19 protein-coding genes and 1 pseudogene are annotated in these 23,372 nt (G+C 69.8%); 9 read left to right on the top strand and 11 right to left on the bottom strand.

The annotated features are described in order from the left end of the window. Nucleotide 1: 1 nt before the first annotated feature. The 3 genes from OHA99_RS04430 to OHA99_RS04440 form a co-directional block, all read right to left on the bottom strand. The gene (locus OHA99_RS04430; protein WP_405698895.1) at nt 2-1,498 is read right to left on the bottom strand and encodes an ABC transporter permease subunit; all 1,497 of its coding nucleotides are present in this window, start codon (nt 1,496-1,498) and stop codon (nt 2-4) included. A 318-nt stretch (nt 1,499-1,816) separates the two neighbouring features. Beyond that, nucleotides 1,817-3,328 (bottom strand): ABC transporter substrate-binding protein, encoded by a 1,512-nt coding sequence (locus OHA99_RS04435; RefSeq protein ID WP_405694193.1) that lies wholly within the window; start codon nt 3,326-3,328, stop codon nt 1,817-1,819. Nucleotides 3,329-3,411: 83 nt separating this feature from the next. Then, complete coding sequence (locus tag OHA99_RS04440; protein WP_405694196.1) at nt 3,412-3,948, bottom strand: GNAT family N-acetyltransferase; 537 nt, start codon at nt 3,946-3,948, stop codon at nt 3,412-3,414. 355 nt (nt 3,949-4,303) lie between these two features. On the opposite strand from OHA99_RS04440, the gene betT reads away from it, so the two are divergent. Continuing rightward, nucleotides 4,304-6,529, top strand: coding sequence for a choline BCCT transporter BetT (gene betT, locus OHA99_RS04445; RefSeq protein WP_405694199.1), 2,226 nt, complete (start codon nt 4,304-4,306; stop codon nt 6,527-6,529). 1,045 nt (nt 6,530-7,574) lie between these two features. Here the strand turns inward: betT and OHA99_RS04450 are convergent. The 3 genes and pseudogenes from OHA99_RS04450 to OHA99_RS04460 all read right to left on the bottom strand — a co-directional run bounded on the left by OHA99_RS04450 (nt 7,575) and on the right by OHA99_RS04460 (nt 9,274). Then, nucleotides 7,575-7,730 carry a hypothetical protein gene (locus OHA99_RS04450; RefSeq protein WP_366471764.1) on the bottom strand — a complete coding sequence of 52 codons (156 nt, stop codon included), beginning with the start codon at nt 7,728-7,730 and terminating at the stop codon, nt 7,575-7,577. A 251-nt stretch (nt 7,731-7,981) separates the two neighbouring features. Then, nucleotides 7,982-8,857, bottom strand: a complete 876-nt coding sequence (locus OHA99_RS04455) for a hypothetical protein (RefSeq protein WP_366471378.1) — start codon at nt 8,855-8,857, stop codon at nt 7,982-7,984. 232 nt (nt 8,858-9,089) lie between these two features. Then, nucleotides 9,090-9,274: pseudogene (locus OHA99_RS04460) on the bottom strand (DUF397 domain-containing protein). Between the two features lie 358 nt (nt 9,275-9,632). Here OHA99_RS04460 and OHA99_RS04465 point away from each other — a divergent pair. Then, the gene (locus OHA99_RS04465) at nt 9,633-9,761 is read left to right on the top strand and encodes a DUF6408 family protein (RefSeq protein ID WP_003972354.1); all 129 of its coding nucleotides are present in this window, start codon (nt 9,633-9,635) and stop codon (nt 9,759-9,761) included. Nucleotides 9,762-9,817: 56 nt separating this feature from the next. Here OHA99_RS04465 and OHA99_RS04470 read toward each other — a convergent pair whose 3' ends face one another. The 4 genes from OHA99_RS04470 to OHA99_RS04485 all read right to left on the bottom strand — a co-directional run bounded on the left by OHA99_RS04470 (nt 9,818) and on the right by OHA99_RS04485 (nt 16,206). Next, entirely contained in the window at nt 9,818-11,932 is a 2,115-nt protein-coding gene (locus tag OHA99_RS04470) for a DUF2075 domain-containing protein (protein ID WP_405698896.1), read from the bottom strand. 112 nt (nt 11,933-12,044) lie between these two features. Further along, a complete protein-coding gene (locus tag OHA99_RS04475) occupies nt 12,045-13,931 on the bottom strand; it encodes a DNA/RNA helicase domain-containing protein (RefSeq protein ID WP_405694206.1) in 1,887 nt (628 codons plus the stop codon). A gap of 323 nt (nt 13,932-14,254) precedes the next feature. Next, entirely contained in the window at nt 14,255-15,529 is a 1,275-nt protein-coding gene (locus tag OHA99_RS04480; RefSeq protein WP_366471376.1) for a PQQ-binding-like beta-propeller repeat protein, read from the bottom strand. A gap of 245 nt (nt 15,530-15,774) precedes the next feature. Next, entirely contained in the window at nt 15,775-16,206 is a 432-nt protein-coding gene (locus OHA99_RS04485) for a MarR family winged helix-turn-helix transcriptional regulator (RefSeq protein ID WP_153176944.1), read from the bottom strand. A gap of 147 nt (nt 16,207-16,353) precedes the next feature. Between OHA99_RS04485 and OHA99_RS04490 the strand changes: the two genes are divergently transcribed. From OHA99_RS04490 to OHA99_RS04515, 6 genes are all read left to right on the top strand, one after another. After that, complete coding sequence (locus OHA99_RS04490) at nt 16,354-17,184, top strand: SDR family oxidoreductase (RefSeq protein ID WP_366471375.1); 831 nt, start codon at nt 16,354-16,356, stop codon at nt 17,182-17,184. Between the two features lie 53 nt (nt 17,185-17,237). Further along, nucleotides 17,238-17,906: a hypothetical protein gene (locus OHA99_RS04495; protein WP_366471374.1), complete on the top strand. Its 669-nt coding sequence runs from the start codon at nt 17,238-17,240 to the stop codon at nt 17,904-17,906. A gap of 217 nt (nt 17,907-18,123) precedes the next feature. Beyond that, nucleotides 18,124-18,732: a hypothetical protein gene (locus tag OHA99_RS04500; protein ID WP_405694211.1), complete on the top strand. Its 609-nt coding sequence runs from the start codon at nt 18,124-18,126 to the stop codon at nt 18,730-18,732. After that, complete coding sequence (locus tag OHA99_RS04505) at nt 18,729-19,340, top strand: toxin (protein ID WP_381608117.1); 612 nt, start codon at nt 18,729-18,731, stop codon at nt 19,338-19,340. The genes OHA99_RS04500 and OHA99_RS04505 overlap by 4 nt, the downstream gene beginning before the upstream one ends. After that, complete coding sequence (locus OHA99_RS04510) at nt 19,337-20,527, top strand: MAB_1171c family putative transporter (RefSeq protein ID WP_405694214.1); 1,191 nt, start codon at nt 19,337-19,339, stop codon at nt 20,525-20,527. The genes OHA99_RS04505 and OHA99_RS04510 overlap by 4 nt, the downstream gene beginning before the upstream one ends. Next, nucleotides 20,520-21,920, top strand: coding sequence for an NAD(P)/FAD-dependent oxidoreductase (locus tag OHA99_RS04515; protein WP_165683995.1), 1,401 nt, complete (start codon nt 20,520-20,522; stop codon nt 21,918-21,920). Before OHA99_RS04510 ends, OHA99_RS04515 begins: the two co-directional genes overlap by 8 nt. Nucleotides 21,921-21,951: 31 nt before the next feature. Here OHA99_RS04515 and OHA99_RS04520 read toward each other — a convergent pair whose 3' ends face one another. Then, nucleotides 21,952-22,860, bottom strand: coding sequence for an NAD(P)-dependent oxidoreductase (locus tag OHA99_RS04520; protein ID WP_405694217.1), 909 nt, complete (start codon nt 22,858-22,860; stop codon nt 21,952-21,954). A gap of 83 nt (nt 22,861-22,943) precedes the next feature. Here OHA99_RS04520 and OHA99_RS04525 point away from each other — a divergent pair, with 83 nt between their 5' ends. Next, on the top strand, nt 22,944-23,318 hold the full coding sequence (locus OHA99_RS04525) for a helix-turn-helix domain-containing protein (RefSeq protein ID WP_366471368.1): 375 nt from the start codon (nt 22,944-22,946) through the stop codon (nt 23,316-23,318). Nucleotides 23,319-23,372 lie beyond the last annotated feature (54 nt).

The raw sequence follows: 23,372 nt of genomic DNA on the forward strand, positions 1-23,372 counted from the left end.
GTCATCGTGCTCCGGCCGGTTCCTTCTCCGTCGCCGCGGCGGACCGCCGCTCGGCCCCGTCGGCCCCCTGGGTGACGGCCCGTGAACGGCGTCGCAGGGCCGGCCGGCGCACCCCGCCCGCCGCGCTGACGGCCAGCGCGCCGAGCAGCGCGAGTACGGCGGCGGGGGCGAGGACGGCCCAGGGCGCGCGCTCGGCGTAGGGCTGGTTCTCGGCGAGGAGCAGCCCCCACTCGGGGGACGGCGGCTGGGCGCCGAGCCCGAGGAACCCGAGGGAGGCGAGCGCGAGGGCGACTCCGGGCAGCCGCAGCAGCGCGTGCCGCAGGACCGGCGGCAGCACGGCGGGCAGCAGTTCGTGCCGCAGCAGATGGACCCGCCCCGCGCCCAGCCCCTTGCTGGCGGTGATGTGCAGTGTGGCGCGCTCCTGCCGCAGCAGGGAGGAGGTGTGGGCGGCGAGCGGTGCCCAGGCGACGGCGCCCACGGCGAGCGCCGGGGTGGCCGCACCGCTGCCCGCGACGGCGGTGACGAGCAGGGCGACGAGCACGGGCGGCAGGGCGTTGACGGTGTCGACGAGCGGCGCGGAGACCCGGGGCAGGAGTCCGAGCAGCACACCCACGAGCAGGGCGGCGGCGCTGATGGCGGCGGCGAGGAGCAGCGTGTCCAGCGCCCCGTGGCCGACGCGGGCGAGCAGGTCGCGCCCGAGGGCGTCGGTGCCGAAGGGATGGTCGAGGGAAGGCGCCCGCAGCCGCTGACCCGTGTCGAGGGCGAGCGGATCACGGGCCAGCCCGGCCCCCACGACGGCGACCAGGACGGCACCGTAGAGGAGCGGCAGCAGTCCCCCGGCGGGCGGGGCGGGCCGGTGCAGCGAGGACAGGGCACCGTCGCGCAGCGCGGGCCCGGTGAGCAGCCGGGCGGCGACGCGGGTGGCGCCGGTCGCGAGCGCGGCGAGGAGGACGAGGGCGAGGGTGCCGGCCTGGAGCACGGGAAGGTCCTGGGCGAGGGCGGCCTGGAGGGTGGTGCGCCCGAGGCCCGGGATGTCGAAGACCTGCTCGACGGCGACGGCCCCGCCGGTCAGCCCGACGACGAACAGCCCGAGGTTGGGCAGCAGCGCGGGCACGCAACGCCGAACGGCCTGACGCGCGATGGACCTCCCGGTCAGCCCGCGCGCCGCGGCGGCCAGAGCCCACGGCTCGCCGAAGGCACCGGGCAGCAGATCGTCGAGCAGCCGTCCCAGTACGGCGCCCGCGGGCAGCCCGAGGGCGAGCGCGGGCAGCACGGTCCACTGGGGCCCGTACCAGCCCAGCGCGGGCAGCCACCCCAGCTGCACCCCGACGACGGTGGCGAGCACGGAGGCGACGAGGAACTCGGGCAGCGAGGCGAGTACGGCGGACAGGCTCCCGCCCGCGCGCCGCCCACCGAGCCGCCGCCGGGCCCCGAGCCGCAGGGTGCGCGCGCAGATCAGCCCGGCGGTGAGAACGGCGACGAGCAGCGCGACACCCATGAGCAGCAACGAGGCACCGAGCGCCCGCGTCACGTCGGGCAGGACGTCCGCGCCGGAGATCCACGACTGCCCGGCGTCCCCGCGCACGAGCCCGCCCAGCCAGCCGGTGAGTACGTGCAGGGGCCCGCCGTCGATCCCGAGCTGCCGCCGGATGTCGGCGAGCACCTCGGGCGTGGGTTCGCGCTCGGCGGACCGCGCCTTGAGGACGGTGTGGGCGGGGTCGGTGTGCGTGAGCCAGGGCAGCAGCCCGATCCCGCACACCAGCCCGGCCGCGAGGAGTATCCGCCACCCGGCGCCCGTCACCCGCTGCCACACGGTTCAGCGCCGGGTGCCGGTGCCGACGAGGGTGCGCTCGTACGGGTCGAGAACGACGCCCTGCACGGAGTCGGCGACACCGGTGATGATCCGCTGGTGCACGAGCGGCACGACGGCGTCGCTGCCGAGGATGCGCGCCTCGGCGGCCATGGCGGCGTCCTGGCGCTTCGCGGTGTCGGCGATCTTCTCGGCGTCGGCGACGGCGCGGTCGACGCCCTCGTCGCAGAGCTGGGCGATGTTGAACCCGCCGTCGCAGGTGTAGTCGCTGGCGAGGACGGCGACGGGGTCACCGGTGTCGAGGAGCGTGTTCCGGGCGAGTACGAAGGCGTCGAACTTCCCGTCCAGTGCGTCACCTTCGAGCCGCGAGTACTCCCGCACGGTGAGCTCGACGGTGAACCCCGCCTTCTCCAGCTGCTGCTTGACGACCTGGGCGACCTCGGGCAGCTCGGGCCGGTTGTCGTAGGTGGCGAGGGTGATGGTGTCCCCGCTGCCGGGCTTCTTGGCCGCCGCCCGTCCGACGGGCGCGGTCCGCTTGCCCTCCGCCCAGGTGACGGCGGGCCCGTAGACGCCGGCACCGGGATCGCCGTACCCCTCGTAGACGTCCTTGGCGAACACGGAGGTGTCGAGGGCGGCGCGGGCGGCGGCCCGCAGCCCGGCGTCCTTGAAGGTTCCCGACGAGGCGTTGAGGAGCAGGCTGGTGGTCCGGGTGGTGGCGGTGTCGCGCCGGGTCTTCTCGTCGAGCGAGGCCGCCTGGGCGACGGGAACGGCCTCGGCGATGTCGAGTTCGCCGGTCCGCAGGGCGTTGGCGCGGGCGGTGCCGTCGGCGATGAAGCGGGCGTCGATGCCGGAGGCCTGGGCGCGGCCGCCCCAGTAGTCGTCGAACCGGTCGAGGGAGGCGGAGGTGGCGCCGTTGACCTCGGTCAGCTCAAAGGGGCCGGTGGCGTGACCGACGGGGTCGACCCGGCTGCCCTTCCCATAGGCCTCCTTGGAGAGGATCGCGAGGCTGGGGCTGGAGAGCCGCAGGGGCAGCACGGGGTCGGGCTCGGCGGTGGTGACGCGTACGACCCGGTCGCCGCTCGCCTTGGCGTCGAGGGTGACACTGGCGAGTGCGGCGGGCGCGGGCTTGGCGTCGGTCGCGTGGGTGAGGGAGGCGGCGACCGCGGCGGGGGTCACGGCACCGCCGTCCTGGAAGGTGGCGTCGCGGAGCGTGAACTCCCAGGTCTTGTCGCCGTCCCGGCGCCAGGACTCGGCGAGCGCGGGCGCCGCGGACCCGTTGGCGTCGAGGGCGGTGAGTCCCTCGGTGACCCCGAGCCGGCTGAGCAGGGTGGCGTCGGCGCCGTACGGGGACAGGTTCTCGGCGGGCGGGAAGGCGAGGGCGACGCGGAGACGGGCGCCGTCGCGGTCCTTCCCGTCACCGGACGCGGAGTCGCCGCCGCCTCCGGACGCGAAACAGCCGGCCGTGAGCGGCACGAGCAGGAAGGGGGCGAGCAGCCGGGAGCGGCGGTGGGAGCGCATGGTCCTCGGATCGATCAGGTACGGGACGGGAGTGCGGACGGGAACGGACAGAAGATTACATGAAAACGATTTCCATACGCACCTCATCCCAGGGGAACAGCGAAGTGCACGATCCCCTGCCCGCCCCCGGCGTCCTCCCGCTCGTCGTGCACCACCTTGGCCAGCGACCGCCAGAACGGCTCGGCCCCGGCGACGGCGGGGTCGGTGTGCAGATAGACGGCCCGGTATCCCCCGTCGGCGACGGCGAAAGCGAGCAACTCATCGACAAGTCGACGCGCGAGCCCACGCCGCCGATGCCCGGGCCGCACGTACACCCGCCGCAGCTGCGCGGTCACACCGGAGGGGTACCGCTCGGCGACGTGCGCGGGGTTCGGGGGGTGTGCGGGGCCGCGGGAGTCGAGGGCACCGGTGGCGACGACCTCGCCGCCGGCGTCCAGGGCGACGAGGAGGGTGTGCCGCTCCGGCCTCAGATACGCGCCCTCGAGATCGATGACGTCCCGGTGCCACCGAGGCACGTAACCGGTCCCGAAGTCGCGGTAGACGGTGTCGAGCATGACGGCGCGAGCCCCGTCGAGATCGGCGCGGCCGGCGGTCCGGAGCGTGTAGTCAAAAGCATGCACTTGCGCATCATATGCATTAAGCCGAAACGCCGGTCGCCTGCGTCGCACCGGCCGGACTGCGCGGTGAGATTGGGCACACCCTCTCCGCCGGGCGGGAAGCGACCCCCGGCTGAACTCCGCGTATCCGCAAGCGATGAGGGGCGACGGCGGTGGTCGAGGGCGCCCGGGACCGCATCGCCTGCCCGGTCTTTGGTAAAGATCATTCTGCCCGGAGTCCTAGCATGGGCCGGGTAGCCGCCGACGTGAGAGTGCCCACCGCGTACGGCCTCTCCCCTTCTGTCCGGATCGAGGCCGCGGGCTGTCCGCCTCACCTTCGACGCCCGCCTGACCTCGTACCCGACAGAAGGAGGACCGCATGCCGGAAGCCGCGCACACGCCACGCCCCGAGAGTGAGCGGCACAAGACCCCGCTCGAACGTCGTGGCCTCGGCGGCACGGAACGCCGGCACCACGGCCAGGAACCCGAGAACCGCCCTCCCCGCTCCAGTCACGAACTCAGCAAGGCCCCCGCCGCACTCGCCGAGGAGCCGGGGCCCAAGGTCAACCGACGTGTCTTCGTCATCGCCTCGGCCGTCGTCGTCGCCTTCTCCCTCTGGGCCATGATCGCCCCCGACCACGCCGCCGGCACCATGCGGACCATGGTCGCCTGGATCGCGGAGAACCTCGGCTGGTTCTACGTCCTGACCGTCACCGTGGTGATCGGGTTCGTCCTGTGGGTCGCCCTGTCCAAGCAGGGCTCCGTCCGCCTCGGCCCCGACCACTCCCGGCCGCAGTACAAGCTGTTCACCTGGGTGGCCATGCTGTTCGCCGCCGGCGTCGGCATCGACATGCTCTTCTACTCGGTCACCGGGCCCATCAGCCAGTACATGAGCCCGCCGACCGGCAACGGCCAGACCGCCGAGGCCGCCCAGGACGCCGTGGTCTGGACGATGTTCCACTACGGCGTGGCCGGCTGGGCCGTGTACTCCCTGCTCGGCATGGCCATGGGCTACTTCGCCTATCGCTGGGGCATGCCGCTGTCCATCCGCGCCGCCCTCTACCCGCTGCTCGGCAAGCGCGTCCGCGGCGGGATCGGCGACACCATCGACATCGTCACCCTGGTCGGCACCGTCTTCGGTGTCGCCACCTCCATGGGTATCGGCGTCGTGCTGCTGAACGTCGGCTTCTCCCTGCTGTTCGGCCTCCCGCAGGGGCTGACCCTCCAGATCGCGCTGGTGGTCGTGGCCGTGATCATGACGATCGCCGCCTGCACCTCGGGCCTGGACAAGGGCATCCGCCTGATCTCCGAGCTGAACATCTGGGGCGCGGCGGCGATGCTGCTCTACATCCTGGTGACCGGCGACTCCGCCTTCTTCCTCAACGCGCTCGTGGAGAACATCGGCCGGTTCGTCTTCACCCTGCCGGACCGGACCCTCCAGACCTTCGCCTACCAGGAGGGCGGCTCCGAGTGGATGGCCGGCTGGACCCTCTTCTTCTGGGCGTTCTGGCTGGCCTGGGGCCCCTTCGTGGGCCTGTTCCTCGCCCGCATCTCCCGCGGCCGCACGCTGCGCGAGTTCGTCATCGCCGCCGTCACCGCGCCGGTGCTCTGCGACTTCCTCATCGTGAGCATCTTCGGCAACAGCGCCATGCGCCAGGTCCTGGACGGGAACACGGAGTTCGCCCAGCAGGCCATGGACAGCCCCGAGAAGGGCTGGTTCGCGCTGCTGGAGATGTTCCCCGGCGCAAACTTCCTGATCGGCCTGGGCACCCTGTCCGGCCTGCTCTTCTACCTCACCAGCGCCAACTCCGGCGCCATGGTGATGTCCAACTTCTCCTCCACCATCCGCAATCCGTCCCAGGACGGGGCGAAGTGGCTGCGCGTCTTCTGGGCGGTGCTCACCGCACTGCTCACCATCGCGATGCTGGTGGCCGGCGGAGTCACCACCATGGAGTACGCGACCCTCATCTTCGCCCTGCCGGTCACGGTCATCGCCTGGCTGGTCATGGCCTCCTTCTCCAAGGCCCTGCGCATGGAACGAGCCGAACGCGAGGGGCGGTTCCTGCGCCGGCCGTCCGCCGCGGCACACGGCGGCCAGGTGCCCGAGCGCACCTGGCGCCAACGGCTGGAACGGATGCGTTCCCACGCCTCGCGAAAGCAGGTGGCCCAGTTCATGGAGCGCACCGTGCAGCCGGCCCTGGCCGACGTGGTCCGCGAGTTCGGCAAGCAGGGCTACGGGGCCACGCTGGCCACGGTCCCGGACGAGCACACCGACGTCACCGGCCACGCGCTGGTGGTCGCGATCCCCGAACACCGCGACTTCCAGTACCGGGTGCAGGCGGTGGAGGCCCCGGTACCGAATTTCGGCGGCCGCGTGTCCCGCCAGACGGACGTCTACTACCGGGTCGAGGTGTTCACCCAGACCGGCTCCGAGGGCTACGACCTCATGGGCCTGTCCCCCCAACAGCTCATCGACGACGTCCTCGACCGCTACGAGGCCCACCTGGGCTTCCTCACGTACTCCACGGAGCACGACTCCGCTTCGGTACTCACGCCGCCTGTCGATACCGGGGCGGACGATCAGCGCTCCCGGCCGAGGCTGTAGCGGACGTGGCGGTACGGGGCGTGCGGCGACAGGTCGGCACCAGCTACCAAAGGCTCGTCCGTCGGCATCTCCCGGTCGACCAGGACCAGGGTCTCCCCTCAGCCGGACGGATGCAGGTAGGGCAGTTCCCCGCCCCGACCTCCGGGGCGGTTTTCCCCGCCCAAGTCACCGTCGTTCCACGGCGTGCGGCGTCCTGCAGAAGGCCGCGCACGCCGACGACGAGCGGTGTCAGCGCTTCTCTGTCCAGCCTGGAGACTGTTCGTCTCCCATAGGGAACGGGCTCGGTGGCCCTGGCGTCGGGACGGGCCCGCCGTCGCCGTGCTCCACCCGCAGTCGATGCCGAAGGTTTCCGCGCCATCGCCTCAGTCCCGCGGTGACCGCTTCCGGCAACGGGCTGTCGAGTCCGTGACGGATCCGGTCGGCCTCATCGAGAGTGGCAGCGGGTCGCTGCCGTGGTCACCCTGACCCTGCGGCTGCCGAGATCGTGGAGGCGCCGGAGTGCCTTGAGGGATTCGTCCGCCGACGTCCTGGGGTGAGAGGCGCAGGGCGTAGACGCGGCCATCGCACCGCGGACACGCTTGGCCAGTGCCGGTCCCCCGCGCCATGGACGGCGCGGAACTCGTCGGCCAGTCGGTCGAACACCTCACGCGGTGGCGAGTCGGGCGTCGGCACCTCGAAATGCTGACGCAGCACGGTACGCCAGTGGTTCAGGCGCTGCGACACCTGGGGTGGCAGGAAGCGGCTGCCGGTCAGCTGTGCCAAGTCCTCCGCCTCCCGTACGGCTTTGTGGAACAGGGATGTCGGCAGTACCGCGTTCTCTTCGTCGAGGTGTCGGAGAACCACGCGGAGCCGCTCCAGCGGGTCCTCTCCCGATCCTTCGGCCAACAACTCAAAGGCACCGGCTGTCTGTGCGGGGGTGGGGTGCTCCTCCGCCCGCAACACGTCCGGCCGTCCGTTCCTGTCCGCCGCAACAGATGGCACGGGTTCCTGCCGCGGCTGTTCCGGACGTCGTGGCCTCGGCATCGCCTCTGCCGTCGCATGCGCGTCACGCACGGGTGTCCAGGACCAGTAACCAGGGTTCGGCGGACCGGTCGAGATCGGCTGCGGGTCTGAGGCCATTGCGTGCGGCGAGCAGTTCATCGTCGTCCGCCCCTCGGTCGGCGGCCACGGCGAGCATGCCGGCGCGCAGGCTCGCGCTCACTGATCCGGGAAACGAACTCCGGGTTCGATGATTTGTATGACCGTGGTGGAGGGTTATGCGAATTCTTCGACCGGGAGATTGTGCCCCTGGGGCCGCCGCGGGTGTCCGGTGCTCCGGCTGGTCGTCGCGGGCCGCAGTGATCAGCGGGCGGGGTGATGGCGCAACCCTCACGCCAGCAGATCACCGCTCCCGGCGGCGAGAGCGTCCGCCGTGTTGCTGCCACTTCGGCCGTCAGGAGAGTGCTCGCGGCGTCAGGACGTGGGTTCCTCCAGCTTGATGGCAGTCGCGTCCGCTCCCGGCTGTTCAGCGTGTGCCGTGGCAAGAGGCTCATGTTCTTCCACGACTTGGCCTTCCACGAACTCCTTGTCCGTCACCTGTTCTGACGGTTCCACCAGCGGCAGGCCGGAGAGGTGCTTCTTGAGCCTCTTGGCCATCGGGAGGTAGGTCGCAAAAGTGAGCGTGCCAGAGACAACGGCCCCGACCACGGGGATGGCCTTCGAAACGCTCTTCGCGAAGGACTGCTTTGTCATCTGGACGCCGAGGTAGGCCGCGACCTTCTTCACCACCGGGTAGACGACGCCCTTGGTGAGTGCCTTCTGGGGCAGCTTCTTGGCGACCTGCTTCGACATCATCCCGGCGACCTTCCCCACGGCGGCGTTCGCCGACTGGGTGCCGAACATCACTCCGAAGAACAGCGTGAGCATTCCCATGGTCGCGTCGTCGACGTCATCGCCCTCGTCCGAGAACAGATCGGGCCAGCTGTAGAGATAGGCGAGCTTCTGCGCGATACGAACCATGTGGCCGAAGTACTGGGCAACGTCGGCGGGCACAGTGACGGGGAGCGCGAGGATGCCAGGTATGCCGGCAGCTGCGGAGAGAGCGCTGACCTTGCCGGTTTCGAAACGGATGGAGTCGTTGGCCACCTTGTCGAGAACCTCGACGGGGATGCCCGCCGCAGCGGGGGTCTCTTCTATCGCCCTTCGGATGTCATCCTCGGAGCAGTGCTGAGCGAGCGCACTTCTGAGGTACGCCTCCCTGTTGATACGCACACCCGGGAGCTTTGCCGCTGCCAGCAGCACCGCGGAGAACCGCGACTCGGGGTTCTCGACCTCTTTACCCTGCTTCATGGCAGGAACCTACAGTAGTTTCCCGCCACAAGGGCCGGACAGCGTCAGCCCCGTTGAGAGCTCCCTTTGTGAGTGCCGGTGACATACGGGCCGGCTCCCATCGCGATGTCGGCCCCTCGGCCGGGAAGCCGAACTCCGCCGAGATCGGGGCGCGTCTGACCGGACGGTGGGCGTCATACCAGCCGTCGGGGGCGTATGCCCGCAGGAAGGCACTGCGATCGGCGCCGACCAGTCAGAGTGCCGTGAGCCCGACGAACGCGGTCCACGCTGCTGGCTGTACGGCGAGTGCGACGACGCAGGCTGCGTCCTTTGAGCCACGGAGGTGGACCCTGGCGGGGGGGGGCGGACGGCGACCTCGACACACTCTCCGCCATCACCCGCGCTGTAAATGCTCTTGAACCAAGCAAATCCGTCCAAGGCCCTGCTTGTGCGCGCAGAGACCCACGCGTACGTAATTGAGCCCGGATTCAGCGTTCATTGCCCGACACTACCCAGCTGACAACGCGGGAGCGCCGAGCGCGATCCTGCCGTCCCGTCGGGAGGACGGTCTGGTGGCGAGTACATGTCCTGGCCCAGAGAACCGCACAACTGTGTGTGAAGTAGAGTGACTTGTGCTGCGCATCCTCCCGGAGGGGTACGAGTGCGGAGTCCGTGTGCCTCTCGGCGGCATGTGAGCAGTGGTGGTGTATCGCCGTACGCGTGCGTGCGGTGTGTGAGCGGATGCCCGGTGGGCCGTCCCCCACCATTCCTGCTCACCACCAAGGAGTGGTCATCCATGGACCCTGTCGAGTACCAGCCTGCGCGTTACGCCCGGCTCCGCAAGATCCTGGCGAACGTCGCCGTCAACGTGGTCGCCAACCTGTTGGTGGCCGCCATGATGTCGGCAGCGCACCTGCTCTTCTGAAGCAGGCGAGTGGCGGGCTCCCGGGAAGGCCCGCCACTCCACATGCAGCCGCGCACTCAGAACAACATCATCTCGCTCTTCCGCTTAGCCTTGTTCCATGCGCGCCGAGCCCTGCGGCCCCGCGCGCCCCCGCCGTGGCGGGTGACCCTCAACTCGGGCGGGATGGACTCCTGGGTCGGCCGAAGCCCGTGCACGTCTGTCTCTCCGACCAGTTCCCTGAGGTGCCGCCGGGTCTCCTTGTCAGTGGAGTAGAGCACGGTCGCCCGACTCGGCCGGGTCAGCAGGACGTGGTAGGCGTGGCGGACGCACCGGGCGAAATCATCGTCGTCGAGCGTGCTCGTGCGCACCTTCGGATCGAGCGACCCCGCTTTCGCCACCCGCTTCACCCCGGCAACCGGGTCCTTGCGCTGCTTACCGCGCTGGAACACCCAGCGGTCGGTGCGCCAGACCATGTCGTCCCCCATGATTACCCCGCACCAGTCCCACTCGAGCCCCTGAGCCGTGTAGACGCAGCCGATCTGACCGATCCCGGCGTCGTGGACGGGCCATATCCTCGACGGCGGCTCGCCGTTGGCGCAGAAGGACTCACTCGACGCGTTCCACGGGCGGTGCCAGCCACCGATACGCACGTCGTTCTCAAGGTTCTTGCCCTTGTCCGGCTTGCTCCAGGGCCAACAGTATCCCGCCACCATCCGGGCGGTCGCCCCCGCATCGAACTCGGTGCGGACGATGCGCTCCATCTCATCGGGCGTATCGACGACCTCGATGTGCATGAGCCCGTCCGGGACCCACCCGTACGCCTTCTGCGGTGACACACCGAGCAGTGCGCGGGCCCAGCGGATGTAGGCGTCACTGCCTCCGCACCGGTACTGCTCCGTCAGACGGTAGTGCCGGAAGACAGCGTCGTGGCGACGCGCCGCGTCTTCGATGAGTTCCGGCGTGCCCACCTCGTAGGGGCGCACGGTCTGGGCCCCGTCCAGGAAGAACACGGTCAGGCGGAACGCCTCGAGGAGTTCGTCCACCTGTGGCTTGGTGCCCTGCTTCTCCGCAGGCAGCCGCCAGTTCTTGGACATGTCCCGCAACCGATGCGCCTCGTCGCAGATCAGGACGTCCAACGGTGGCTCCGGCGGGTTCACGAAGTTGCTGAAGTACGCGAAGCGTTCCCGGAACTCGGCCTCGGTGTATCCGACGTTTTCCTTGATCGCAGCGTTGAAGGCCCGCGACCCGCTCGCATATTTCACCGTTCGGCCGGCGGCTTCAAGATCAGCTCGCAGCTGAAGTCCGATGGCGCTCTTTCCGGTGCCTGCTCCCCCGGTGACCAGGAAGACGGCACGCTGCGGACGGGGGACGAGCGCCTCCCGATCCGGAGGGTCCAGGATCAGTTCCGAGGCTTCCAGGACCTCGTCGGCGACCTTCTTCTGCCGGCCTCTCAGGGTGAAGACCGTGTCCTCACCGTTCGACTTGACCATGGCGTCGAGCAGCGGAGTGTTCCGCAGGTTCATCCGGTGCAGGATGTACTCGGCCGCCGAGTAGTCGTCCTCGTCGGTGAAGTGACGCTGTAAGTCCTTGAGGAGCTTTTCTCTGGTGTCGCTCGTGTACGTGTGGGCACAGGGTCCCGTGGGTGCGTGGGCGCCGAGTAGCGGCCGGACGGATTCATCCGTGGCGTTGTGCAGATAGGCGAATCCACCGCATTCGAACTGCAATCCGTTCAGTGGGCCGGTAGGCCCCGTGAACAACGCGTGATAGTCACCGAGCTGAAGGGCGGGGTGGGCGACGGGCTCCTCGATCCCCTCCACATACACGAGATCGGCGGTCGCGGCTTCCACCCTCGTCACCGACGACCACTGCTTCAGCTCGACGAGCTGCACGGAGAGGGTGCCTTCCGAGGGATGCCTGCCCACGAGGACCACGTCGATCTGACCGTGCGTTCTCGCCGCACCGTCGGACGCGTCCACGGTGGGCGAACACTCGACGATCATCTCGACGTTGCCGCGGTCGGCAGCAACCAGGTCTTCCGCCAGCGAGACGAGACTGCGCGCCCACGCAGAGCGCTCGCCCTCGGAGGCATCACCCCGCTCGAAGTGCAGCCAGCGAGCCGCGAGGTGGGGCACCAGGCGGTGCCGGGCGTTCAGAGCGAGCAGGTCCCGCGCCGCTAATCGCAGCAGGAGCATGGACACGAGGAGGATCCCCCAGAGCACGAGTGACTCGTGCGGGTGGGGGCGTGTCCATGCAGGAAGCCCGTCGGGCCGCAACCGGTATCGGGATCTTAGCGGGCGGAAACGGTCAGACCGAAACGGAGTCCCGAGTCGAATACCCCGCCAGCTGACGCAGCTTCTCCCTCGTCTCGGGATCCGTCGAGAAGACGACCGTGCCGACCATGCCCCGCGTCAGCAGCACCTTGTAGGTATTGCGGATCAGGCGGTCGACGTCGTCGTCGGAAGTCGACTTCTTGAAGACCGGGTCCTTCGACGCCGTACGGTCAGTGACCCAGCGGTCGCCTCGCCACAACAGGTCTGGGCCGACGATGACACCGGACCAGTCGTATTCGAAGCCCTGAGCGGTGTAAACACAACCTACCTGGCCAAAGCCCGCCGGGTCGGTGGCCCACAGGGCGGCTGGCGGGGCACCGGAGACGGAGCGGTCACCGCGCAGGTTCCAGGGGCGGGCCCAGTCGCCGATGGCCACGTCGGTCGGGAGGGGATTTCCGGGCTTGGGTTCCGGCGACCAGGGCCAGCAGTAGCCGGCGGACATACGTGCGCCGTAGCCCTGGGTGCGACGCGCCTCAAGGGATGCCTCCATCTCCTGCGGACTGTCGACGACCAGCAACCGCATCCGATCGTCGGGTTCCCAGACAACGGGCCCACCGGGTTCGAGGCCGAGCAGTCGGACCACCCAGCGCAGGTAGGCGTCGCTGCCGCCGCAGCGGAACTGACTGTCCAGAGGGACGACGTGGCAAGGGATGTTCCGTCTCGCGGCAGCCTCCTTGATGTCCGCCACGGTGCCCATCTCACCGGGACGCACAACCTGATGCTCGTCCAGGAAGAAGACGGGTACGTAGGCGACATCGATGAGTTCGTCGATCTGAGCCCTGCCGGTACGGAGTGCGGCCCGGGTGTAGCGGTTGGCCGAGGTCTCCCGGATGCGGTGGGCCTCGTCGCAGATCAGAGCACCCAGACTGTTCTTCTCTGCCGTCATGAAGCTGTTGAAGTACTTGAAGAGGTCCTGGACCTCTCGCTTGCGGGCTCCGGCGACCTTCCGCATCGTCTTCGTGAAGGACTGGGACCCGGTGGCGTGCAGCGCGGGTACACCACGGCGGTACAACTCGCCGAGCAACTGGAGGGCAATGACGCTCTTGCCCGTTCCCGGACCGCCCGTGACGACTACGACTTCCTTGCGGTCGGCGTTCTTCGCCTTCTGCACGGCATTCAGCACCATGCGGTATGCGACCTGCTGCTCGTCGAGGAGTACGAACTGCGTGCGCTCGCGCACCTCCTCCGCAGCCACCGTCATCAGCTGTTTCGAGGGCACCTTGACACCGTCGCACAGTTCGTCCGCTGCGCGAGCGCCCGAGTGCTTGTCGCTGAGTTTCGTGCGGAGGTAGTCGAGGAGAGCGCCTCGTCGTTCCCCCGTGAAGAGCAGACCGTGGCCGTCACGCTCGATCTCGCGCAGGCCGGTCACCCCGAACTCGGTGGCGTTGTGCAGGAACGCCACCCCGCTGACCCGGTGCCCGTATTCCGCGACGGCCCCGTTGAAGTTGACCAGGTACTCGCAGTACCGCCGCACCTGCTCGATGGGGTTGAGGACCGGGTGGGCGTACGCGTCCACATGGCACAGCGTGGAGTCGTCCTCGTTGGGGAGGGCCTGGCTCCACTGCTTCAGCTCCACGACAACGTAGGACGGCTCCCCCGTGGCCGGGTGCACTCCGGCGAGTATGGCGTCGGCGCGCTTGCTGTTGAGCGGAAGCGCGTATTCCAGCATGACCTCTACGTCGCCGAGCCCCGCATCGTTGAGAGCCGCCATCAGCGCGGGGATGCTCCGTTCCCACGAGCGGAGCTCCGCAGGGCCCGGCCGGTATCCATGCATATGGATGAATTGCTCGGTGAGGTGCAGATAGAGCGAGCTGTCGAGCGCCCTCGCGGCGATCGACGCGGCGGACTCGCGGAACAGCAAGGACTTCCCCCAGGCAGCACGAAGTGACTCGTGCGGGTGGGGGCATGTCCTTCGAGACTCCACCGGGGTGGAGCGGAAGCCCGTCGGGCCGCGTTGACGATGGGTCCGAGGTTACCTGCCGCCTCGGCCATCACGCATGCGGCGGCATGACCATGGTTCGGCAGCCCGCGGTACGACCGCACGCGGCGCTGCTCGCGGCGGATCGTGGCCGCGGGCCGCGTGGCACGCGCGTGCGCCACTGTCTGTACCTCAGCCTCCCGGGCGGGCACTGTCTGTGCGACCCACCCAGTGCTGGGCGGATCTGTCCGTCACTCCTGCCCGCGTCACACCGGCAGCGCGTGCAGCTTCTTGCCGTGCAGGGCGAAGACGCGTTTGCCGTCCGTTGCCACCAGCCAGGCGTGGTAGTCGCCCGTCTTGTCGTTGAACGTCCAGCGCACGGCGCCGGTCCTCGCGTCCATGGCGATGATGCCGCCCTGCTTGTCCAGGTCCGTGGCGCCGTAGAGGGTGTTGCCCGCCTTGACGTACTGCCGCGGCACCTGGAGCCCCGCGTCCGCGAGGGCCTCGGACTTCCAGAGCTGTTTGCCGGTGCGCGGGTCCACGGCCCGCATGGTCCTGGCGCTGTCGGCGACGTAGAGGACGTCCTCCAGTGCGGCCGGTTCGCGGAAGAGGGCCCCGTCCGACGCTTCCAGGGACCACTTCTCCTTGCCGTCGGCCAGGTTGAATGCCTGGAGCACGTTCCCTTGGGGGACGATGACCAGGTCCTGGTGGACGGCGAAGAAGCCGTAGTTCGTCTTGGTCGTCTTGTGCGTCCACACCTGCCCGCCACTCGCGGTGTCGCGCACGGTGAGGTTCTTCTTGAAGTCGGTGTAAACGAGGTGGCGGCCCCGGACGGCGGCGTGGATGCCGTTCTGCTCGGTGCCGACGTCGCGCTGTTCCTTCCAGGCGACCCTTCCCGTGGTGCTGTTGAGGGCGGCGATGACGTTGGTCCTGGACGAGCCGTCCTCCTCGAGGATCTCGGCGATGACGTACACCTGCTCCTCGTCCACCGCGATCGGTCGTGGCTGCCGGTACTCCTTGCCCAGCCGGCTGCGCCAGGTCTCCTTGCCGGAGGCCGGGGCGTATCCGATGACGGAGCCGTCGTACTCGCTGCTGGCCAGATACAGGGTGTCTTCGCTGAGCAGCAGGGGTGCGCCGGGGACCGCGCCGCCCGGCAGGGACCACTTCTGCCCGCCGGTCGCGGCGTCGAGGGCGGCCAGGGGACTGCCGCTGGCGATCACGACGCCGCCCGCGGCCACCAACTCGTCGTTGTCCCCGTAGGTCTCGGCCGAGGTCGGCTTCGTCCACAGCGGTTCGGGGGCCCGGCCCTTCTCGCCGGCGCCGCCACCGTCGCCGGAGCCCTCGCCGCCGCCCTTCGGCTCGTCACCGCCGGCGCTTCCCGGCTCCTCCACGTCCACGGCATCCTCGTCGCAGCCGACCGTGCCGGCGGTCAGCGCCACCAGCGCGAGGCCGCCGCCGGCCAACCGCAGTACGCGCCGCCGGGAAGGAGGACCGAACGCCCCAGGTGTTCTGTCGTCCGATGTGTCGTCTTGCCTAGCCATGTGCCGTACCCCCGTGATGTGTCAGTGCAGGAACCCGAACAGGAAGGCCCACGCCGTACCGAACACACGGACGTACGCCTCTGCGACCAGGAACGTTAGCCGGGCTCCCGGGCCGCTCCCACCGCCAGATCCCAACCGCGACAGCACCGTGAAGCAATCGAGACAACTCGTCGCCGATCACCTCACGCGCCTCACGCACCTCACCCACCCCACGACGGTGCCGCGCGCGGCCGTGCCGCCTGACCTCAGGCCCTCTCCTCAGCCGGGTCGAGAGCCTTTCCCAGCAGGTCCACCAGCCGGCGCAACTCGTCGTCCCCGAGCCGTGCGAACGGAGTCAGCGCCAGCGTCGCCTCGATGACCGACGCCCGCACGCGGCGCCCGTCGTCCGTCAGGGCCACGACGCGGGAGCGGCGGTCGGCGGGGTCGGCGGAGCGTTCGACCAAGCCGCGGTCGGTGAGCTGGTTCATGACGAAGCTGAGGTTGGGCGCGTTGCAGTACAGGCGGCCGGCCAGCGTCTTCATCGAGGGCGGTGCCTCGCCCGGGTCGATGGCCCAGAGGGCCTGAGCGGTCGCGGGGGTCAGGCCGTGCTCCACCAGGACGGCCTCGATCCGGTCGCCGGTCTGCATGAAGAGCTCGTGGTTCGCCGCCACCGCCGCCTCGAGGGTGCTTCGCGTCATGGGCCCATCGTACGCCTATTTACTTCGAGGCTCGAAGTGTATGTTGAGGGTCGACGGATTGGTTCGAGGCTCGAAGTATCTGTTTGCGGGCCGCGCCATGCCTTCTTCCAGTCGCACTTCCTTCAGTCGCACAGAAAGCACTCACCCATGCACGACTACACGAACACCACCGCCCTGGTCACCGGCGCCTCCAAGGGGCTGGGCGAGGCCTATGCACGCGAACTCGCCTCCCGGGGCGCTCACTTGGTCCTTGTCGCCCGCTCGACCGACGCGCTGCACGCCCTCGCCGACGAGATCCGGGCCACGCATTCCGTCCGCGTCGACGTGATCGCCGCGGACCTGGCCGACCGGCGATCGCCGCAGGGAGTCCTCGATGCCGTCGACGGGCTCGGTCTGAACGTGGATCTCCTGGTCAACAACGCCGGGATGGGGGCCGTGGGGCCCTTCCTCGGCCGTCCCCTCGGCCCTAATCTCCAGTCCGTGGAGGTGAATGTCACCGCCCTGGTCGGCCTGGTCCACCTCCTGGGTGCCCGCATGGTCGAACGCGGCCGCGGCGGCATCGTCAACATCGCCTCCACCGCTGCCTTTCAGCCCATGCCGTACCAGGCGAGCTACGCCGCGACCAAGGCGTTCGTGCTCTCGTTCACCGAGGCGGTCGCCGAGGAGGTCCGCGGCACCGGCGTACGCGTGATGGCGGCCCACCCGGGAGCCACCGCCACGGGGTTCTTCGAGCGGACGACCGCCTCCATGAACCCCAAGTTCACGGATGCCCCCTCCGACGTGGCCGCCAAAACGCTCGACGACTTCGCCCGGGGCCGGGCCGTCTCCTTCCCCGGGCGCGCGTCCCAGCGCGCCGGGGTCTGGGCGTCGCGGGTGCTTCCCCGCACCACGGTCACTCGTCTCACGGGTGCACTCAACCGCCGACTGGGGTTCCACGACGTCGGCGATCGCGACCCCGCCGCCACGCCGGGACAGTGATGACCCCGGGTGACATACTGCGCAGGGGCGCGATGGGAACAAGGGGGCAGGCCGTGAAGTGGTTCCAGCGGGATCGGGGGCAGCGGGAGCGGCCCGCTGGTGTGGTGCCGCTCTCCGGTGTCGTCAAGAGTGAGAGCGTGCCCGGGCAAGCACCTCCACCGCCCGGCCCAGGCGGCCCGGCGCTGCAGCGGATCGGCGGCGACAGTGACCAGGTCGCACGCATGGCGACGTTCGCGGAGGCGGTCATCCTGGACATCACCCATCGAGGCCGGGGCCACTTCGTCGTGGACGCCTTGGACGCCGGCCTGCACTCCCAAAGCCAACTCGCCTACACGGACGGGCCGTTTGCCTGCCGGGCGCTGGTCAACGCCGACGACAGGCCAGTGCGGGCCCTCAGAGTCCAGGCGGACGGACCGTGGACGATCGAAGCGACCGCGGTGTCGAGCGCATCGGTACTGGACGGGCCTGCGCGGTGCCCCGCCTCGGACGTGCTGCGCTACGAGGGCGGCCCGGGGATCGCTTCGCTCTGCCACGAGGGCGACCCGCGGGCCGAGGACGGCGGCTATTTCCTCGTCGACACCTTCGAACGGGACGGGAACGGTTTCCTCGACGAGCTGGCCAACCACGTCGGGCCTTGGCGGGGCGAGGTGCCGTTGACCGGACCGTGCCTCATCTACGCGCGCTCGGACGGGCCGTGGTCCATCAGCGTGCAGCCCCTGTAGCTCCCGTAGGTCCCCGGTCTTCGTGCAGACGACCGCGGATCGGGACTCGGAGCGGAACGCGGGAGGCGCGTGGTTCCCGGTGGTGACGACGCCGCCGGGCGCTCGTTCCTGACAAGCATCGATGATCAGGACTCAACGACCGTTGCCTGTCGCCGTGTTCACCACATAGGGTGCCGTCAGCGACACCAGGCGTCAGCACCCGAACGGGAGTGCAACGGTGGCATCACCTTATCCTCTCTCCGAAACCCTGCGGCGTCTCGACCAGGTCGTCCGGGAGCAGGGAGTCTCTTCGAAGCCGCTGGACGCGGCGGAGCTCGCCGGCCGGGCGGCACTGCCGGTGTCCACCGTCCGCATCCTGCTCCAGGGCGGTGCGCCACCGGACGACTCCGTCAACGACCGGGTCCGGATGCGGATCGCCGCTCTCGCCGAAGCCGAGATGGCCGCGACCGGCAAACGCATGTCCGACCTGGCCTCGGACATCTCCGAGCGGCTCGGTGTCTCCGGTTACTGGGCCCGGCAGGTCTGCGACGGCAAGAAGGTGCCCAGCGTCGAGCTTCTGCACGGGCTCGTCGAGTACTTCGGCGTCGAGGAGGGAGAGGCGTTCTTCACCGCGTCGGCCGCCGACGCGCTCAACCGCGTCCTGCTCCCCGTCCTGCACGGACTGGAACACCCCGAGAACGACCCCGTGCTCGCCTTGATGGATCGGTACGGCGTACGGTCCGCCGACCTGCGCGCGCACGGTTCCCTGACCCGCGAGCAGTTGGAACGCCTCCTTGAAGGCGTCATGCGGTCCGTCGTACCCCCGGACGGAGGCCGCGAGCAGTGAGCACCAGAGCGATGAAGTCCTTACTCTCCCTCCTGGGCCGGCACACGGCGGGGGCCATTCAGCGGCCGGCCGAGCCCCGGGAGGTCATGAAAGCCTTCTGCGCGGCCATGAGCGCACGCACCGGTCGGCCGATCCGACTCGTGTTCCGGGGGTTCCCGCCGGACATTCCCGTCTCCGGCATGCGCCTGGACTGCGGTGACCACTCCATCATCGTGGTGGAGGAACACACGGTTCCCGAGGCGCAGTTGGTCATCCTGGGACACGAGCTGTGGCACGAGGAGCAGGGGGACTGCGGACACCACGTGGCGGGCATGCCGGCCGCCGGCCGTGCGCTGCCCACCGAGCAGGCCGGAGAAGTGATGGAGCGGGCCGTCGAACAGATCCTCGCAGCGCACGAGGTACCCACGGAGGCACTCCTTGCCGTCGCGGCCCGTGCGGAATCCCGCGACGACCACGAGGCGGACGCCGAGACGTTCGGGCTCCTCTTCGGCCGGGAGGTCCGCACCTGGACGAAAGGCCGTTACGCGCGGGGCCCGGTCAGCGCGGACACCGTGGAAGGCCGCATCAACCTGTCCCTGAGCAACCGCGGCGGGCACCTGCTGTCATGAGCCCGTCCTTCCACATCCCCTACATCCTGCCCACCGCGCTGCTGGCGTTCGCCCTCGTGCTGAAGCTCCCCACGTTCCTGCGGGCCTCCCGCGACCCGGACGTCAGGGCGACCACTCTCCTGCTGATCTGGGCCACCGCCGTCCTGGTCGTGATCACCCCGGTCAACATAGAACGGCTCAACGACCTCACGGGTGTACCGAACATCGCCTCCCCCTGGGCCTACTCCTTCCTCACCGCCTTCTGCGCCACCGGCCTGACCATGATCATGCGCTGGCGGGAACCACCGTCGGTGGGACGGCGGCGCAGAATCCGCCGCATCTACTGGATCTACGCGGGAGTCGTCGCCGTCCTGTGGCTGACGTTCATCCTGGCCGACGTCCCCACGGCACGCATCTACGACCTGGACACCTACTACGCCGGCACCCCCTGGATGCGCGAACACATCCTCCTCTACATCGCCGCGCACACGGTGTCGTCCCTCGTGGCGGTCTCCATGCTGTGGAAGTGGTTCCCCGAAGTGGCCAACCGCTGGCTGAAGGCAGGAGTGGTGTTCCTGCAACTGGGGTTCGCCTCCGGACTCGTCTTCGACGGAGCGAAACTGGCCGCGCTCGGCGCGCGCTGGTCGGGGCACGACTGGGACGCACTGAGCACCCGGGCCGCGCCCCCGTTCGCGCTGCTGGAAGCCGCCCTCGTCGCGCTCGGCTTCATCGTCCCCCAGGCCGGGCCCTTCCTCCATAAATGGGTCCGGGAGCGGCGCGAGTACCGTCGGCTCGCCCCGCTGTGGCACGCACTCCGCATCATCACCCCGGCGGCGGCCGAAGCACGCTTCGGACCGTGGACCCCACTCGACCTGCGGCTGTTGCAACGCCGGCAGCGCATCCACGACGCACTGCGCATGCTCGGCCCCTACGTCGACCCGGCTCTCTACCAACAGGCCCGCGAAACCGCACAGGCCGGGTACGGGGTCCCGAACGCGGACGGTGTCGCCGGAGCCGTCACGATCAGTGCCGCCATCCGCACCTACCAGCAGGGGGGACCTCCCGTCGCCCATCCCCAGGGACCGCGGGGAGGCGTGCTCATGGACGACCGCATCGAAGGCATCGCGTCCGCCCTGCACCGGCCCCGCATTCTCCACGACGTCCACCGACGCATGACCAGCACAGAGAGCGCGCGAAACCATGGCTGAAGGAATCGTCACCCGCCGGCCCACCGCGGTGGTCATAGGCGCCGGCGCCACCGGGCTGCTCGCCGCGGCGGCCCTCGCGGACTTCGCCGACGTCACCGTCGTCGAACGCGACCGCCTCCCCGAGGGGCCCGAACCGCGCAGGGGCGTTCCCCAGGCCCGCCACGCCCACCTGGTGTGGAGTGGAGGAGTCAGGGCGTTCGACGACCTCCTCCCCGGCCTCACCGGCGAGATCGTCGCCGACGGCGGCCGTCTGGTGCACATCATGGGCGACATGGTCTCCCGAGCCCCCAACGAAGTGTGGTTCCGCCGGTTCACCGCCACCCATCACCGCAACCTCGTGTGCTCCCGCGACCTCCTCGACTCCGTGCTGCGCAACCGCGTCCTGGCCGACGCACGCGTCATGCTCCGCCAGGAGACCACCGTGCTCCGCCTCGAAGGCGACGCCGCGGCCGTCACCGGGGTCCGCGTGCGCGCCGGTGGCGAGGAAGGCACCCTGCGCGCGGACCTGGTCGTGGACGCCTCGGGCCGAGGGTCCCGCGCGCCGCAATGGCTCACCGCGCTCGGAGCGCCTCGCGTCACGGAGCGAGAGGTCAACGCCGGTCTCGTCTACGCCACCCGTCTCTACCGCGCCCCCGTGGCCACCCGTGACACCGACTTCCCCCTCGTCAATGTGCAGGCCAACCCGGCCAAACCGCCGGGGCGAGGAGGCATCATCCTGCCCATCGAGGGAAACCGCTGGATCGTCACGCTGGCCGGTACCCGCGGCGGTGAGCCCACCGACGATCCCGGGGCCTTCGTCGACTTCGCACTCAACCTCGGTGATCCCGTCATCGGCGAACTCGTCAAAGACCTCGAGCCGCTCGGGGGCATCACCACCACCCGTGCCACGGCCAACCGCCGTCGCTATTACGAGCACGTGAAACGGTGGCCGGACGGCTTCCTCGTCCTCGGCGACGCCATCGCGGGCTACAACCCCGTCTACGGTCACGGTCTGACGGTCGCCGCCCAGTGCGCCCTCGCCGTCCGTGACACGCTCGACGCCACGGGGTGGGGACGCCCGGGTCTGACACGCCGTCTGCAGCGCGCCGCCGCACGGCCGGTGGCCGCCGCCTGGGATTTGGCCGTGGGCCAGGACGCCCTGTATCCGGGAGCCACCGACACCCGGCCCAACAGCGTCGAACGTCTTCTCGCGCGCTTCGTCGACAAGGCCGTGGAAACCGGCGCACGCAATCCGCGCGCCATGGCGGCCCTGCTGGACGTCATGAGCCTGGAGCGACCCGCGACCCGCCTGTTCTCCCCCGACATGCTCATTCCCATGCTCATCGGTCCCAAGAGGCCGCACCTGCAAGGGCCGCCCCTCAGCGACGCGGAGCGGAAGAGCGCTGTGCCGTAGAGGCGGGCCTGGGCCTCCAGGGGGCTTCGCCTCAGTGCGGTTTCGCGATGCTGTCGATGATGCGCGTCCAGTTGTCGCTGCCGTGGCCGTTCTCGATCGCTCGGCGGTAGTGGCCCTGGACAGCCGTCGGGAGGGCGAGGTCCAGGCCGAGTGCCGTGCTGGTGTCGACGATGTGGCCGGACGTCGCGCCCATCATGGTGACCGTGCTGAGGTGGCCGGGGTGTTCACCGGCGTCGAGGGCGGCGCCGGGGTGTTCCTCGCCCGCCCTCAGGATGTCGCCGATGGAGTCGGCGGAGGAGAGCAGTTCCGGCAGCGCCTCCTGGGCCTTCAGGTCTGCGGTGCCCAGCATCGCGGTGGCGTGCATCAGGCCGGACAGGGTGGTGAGGAAGACGGCGAGCTGGGCCTGGTACATCAGTTGGGCGAGGCCCGGGTCCTCGCCCAGGTGTTTCGGGGTGCCCAGCAGGGTCAGCACGTCCCGGTGGTTCTCCAGCAGTTCCTCGCGGCCGCTGTAGTAGATGTGGGCCGCGTTCGTGCCGACCATGGGCGCGGGGACCATGACTCCTCCGGTGAGGAAGGCGGCGCCGTGGCGGGCGGCCCACGCTGCCGCCTCGCGCGTGCGGTCGGGGGTGTCGGAGCTGAGGTTGACCAGTGTGCGCCCGGCCAGCGCTTCGGTTGTGTCGTCGAGGATGTCGTACATCGCCTGGTAGTCGGTGAGGCTGAGCAGCACCGGTTCGCTCGCCTCGAGCGCCTCGCGGGGTGTCGGCGCGAGCGTCGCGCCGGCGCCGACGACGCCGTCGGCCCGACTCGCCGTGCGGTTCCAGACGGTGACCGGGTGACCGGCGGTGAGGAGGGTGTGGGCGACGGCCCGGCCCATCGGGCCCAGGCCGATCACGGAAACGGGGGTGGCGGGGCTGGTGGTGCGGTCCTTGTGTTCGTTCACCCCTTCATCCTCTGAGGGCACGGGTAGCCTCGGAAGTACCCACTCTTTTCTGCGGTACTTACCGATTCGTAAGGGGCTGAGCGATGGCCAAGGGGTCGAGGTCCGGGCCGTACGTCTGCGGCATCGACGCTGCGCTCGACGTGGTGAGCGGCAAGTGGAAGGGTCTGATCCTCTGGGAGCTCGACGCCCACGGGGTACGCCGTTTCGCCGAGCTCCGTCGGGGGCTGCCGGGCGTGAGCGAGAAGATGCTCACCCAGCACCTGCGGGAGATGGAGGCGGACGGGCTCGTCCACCGGGAGGTGTACGCCGAGGTGCCGCCGCGTGTGGAGTACTCCCTGACCGAGCACGGCCGCACACTCAACCGGGCCCTCGGACCGCTCGGCGCGTGGGGCACCGAGCGGATACGTCGCGAGGGGTGCGAGCAGCGGCAGCCGGACACCCGTTCCTCGCTGCGCTGACCGGATCGGTGTACCCCCGCCAGGCGTACCGATGATGTCCGGGCCGGCCGGCAG

The sequence above is a fragment of the Streptomyces coelicoflavus genome (assembly GCF_045041415.1).
Lineage (GTDB): Bacteria > Actinomycetota > Actinomycetes > Streptomycetales > Streptomycetaceae > Streptomyces > Streptomyces coelicoflavus.

What these genes read in the sequence shown, in the direction of transcription:
- OHA99_RS04490 (WP_366471375.1), top strand. Translation starts at nt 16,354, where the DNA reads ATGCACGACTACACGAACACCACCGCCCTGGTCACCGGCGCCTCCAAG.
- OHA99_RS04525 (WP_366471368.1), top strand. Translation starts at nt 22,944, where the DNA reads ATGGCCAAGGGGTCGAGGTCCGGGCCGTACGTCTGCGGCATCGACGCT.
- OHA99_RS04430 (WP_405698895.1), bottom strand. Translation starts at nt 1,498, where the DNA reads ATGGGTGTCGCGCTGCTCGTCGCCGTTCTCACCGCCGGGCTGATCTGC.
- OHA99_RS04455 (WP_366471378.1), bottom strand. Translation starts at nt 8,857, where the DNA reads ATGAAGCAGGGTAAAGAGGTCGAGAACCCCGAGTCGCGGTTCTCCGCG.
- OHA99_RS04480 (WP_366471376.1), bottom strand. Translation starts at nt 15,529, where the DNA reads ATGGCTAGGCAAGACGACACATCGGACGACAGAACACCTGGGGCGTTC.
- OHA99_RS04435 (WP_405694193.1), bottom strand. Translation starts at nt 3,328, where the DNA reads ATGCGCTCCCACCGCCGCTCCCGGCTGCTCGCCCCCTTCCTGCTCGTG.
- OHA99_RS04510 (WP_405694214.1), top strand. Translation starts at nt 19,337, where the DNA reads ATGAGCCCGTCCTTCCACATCCCCTACATCCTGCCCACCGCGCTGCTG.
- betT (WP_405694199.1), top strand. Translation starts at nt 4,304, where the DNA reads ATGCCGGAAGCCGCGCACACGCCACGCCCCGAGAGTGAGCGGCACAAG.
- OHA99_RS04470 (WP_405698896.1), bottom strand. Translation starts at nt 11,932, where the DNA reads ATGCTCCTGCTGCGATTAGCGGCGCGGGACCTGCTCGCTCTGAACGCC.
- OHA99_RS04465 (WP_003972354.1), top strand. Translation starts at nt 9,633, where the DNA reads ATGGACCCTGTCGAGTACCAGCCTGCGCGTTACGCCCGGCTCCGCAAG.
- OHA99_RS04515 (WP_165683995.1), top strand. Translation starts at nt 20,520, where the DNA reads ATGGCTGAAGGAATCGTCACCCGCCGGCCCACCGCGGTGGTCATAGGC.
- OHA99_RS04485 (WP_153176944.1), bottom strand. Translation starts at nt 16,206, where the DNA reads ATGACGCGAAGCACCCTCGAGGCGGCGGTGGCGGCGAACCACGAGCTC.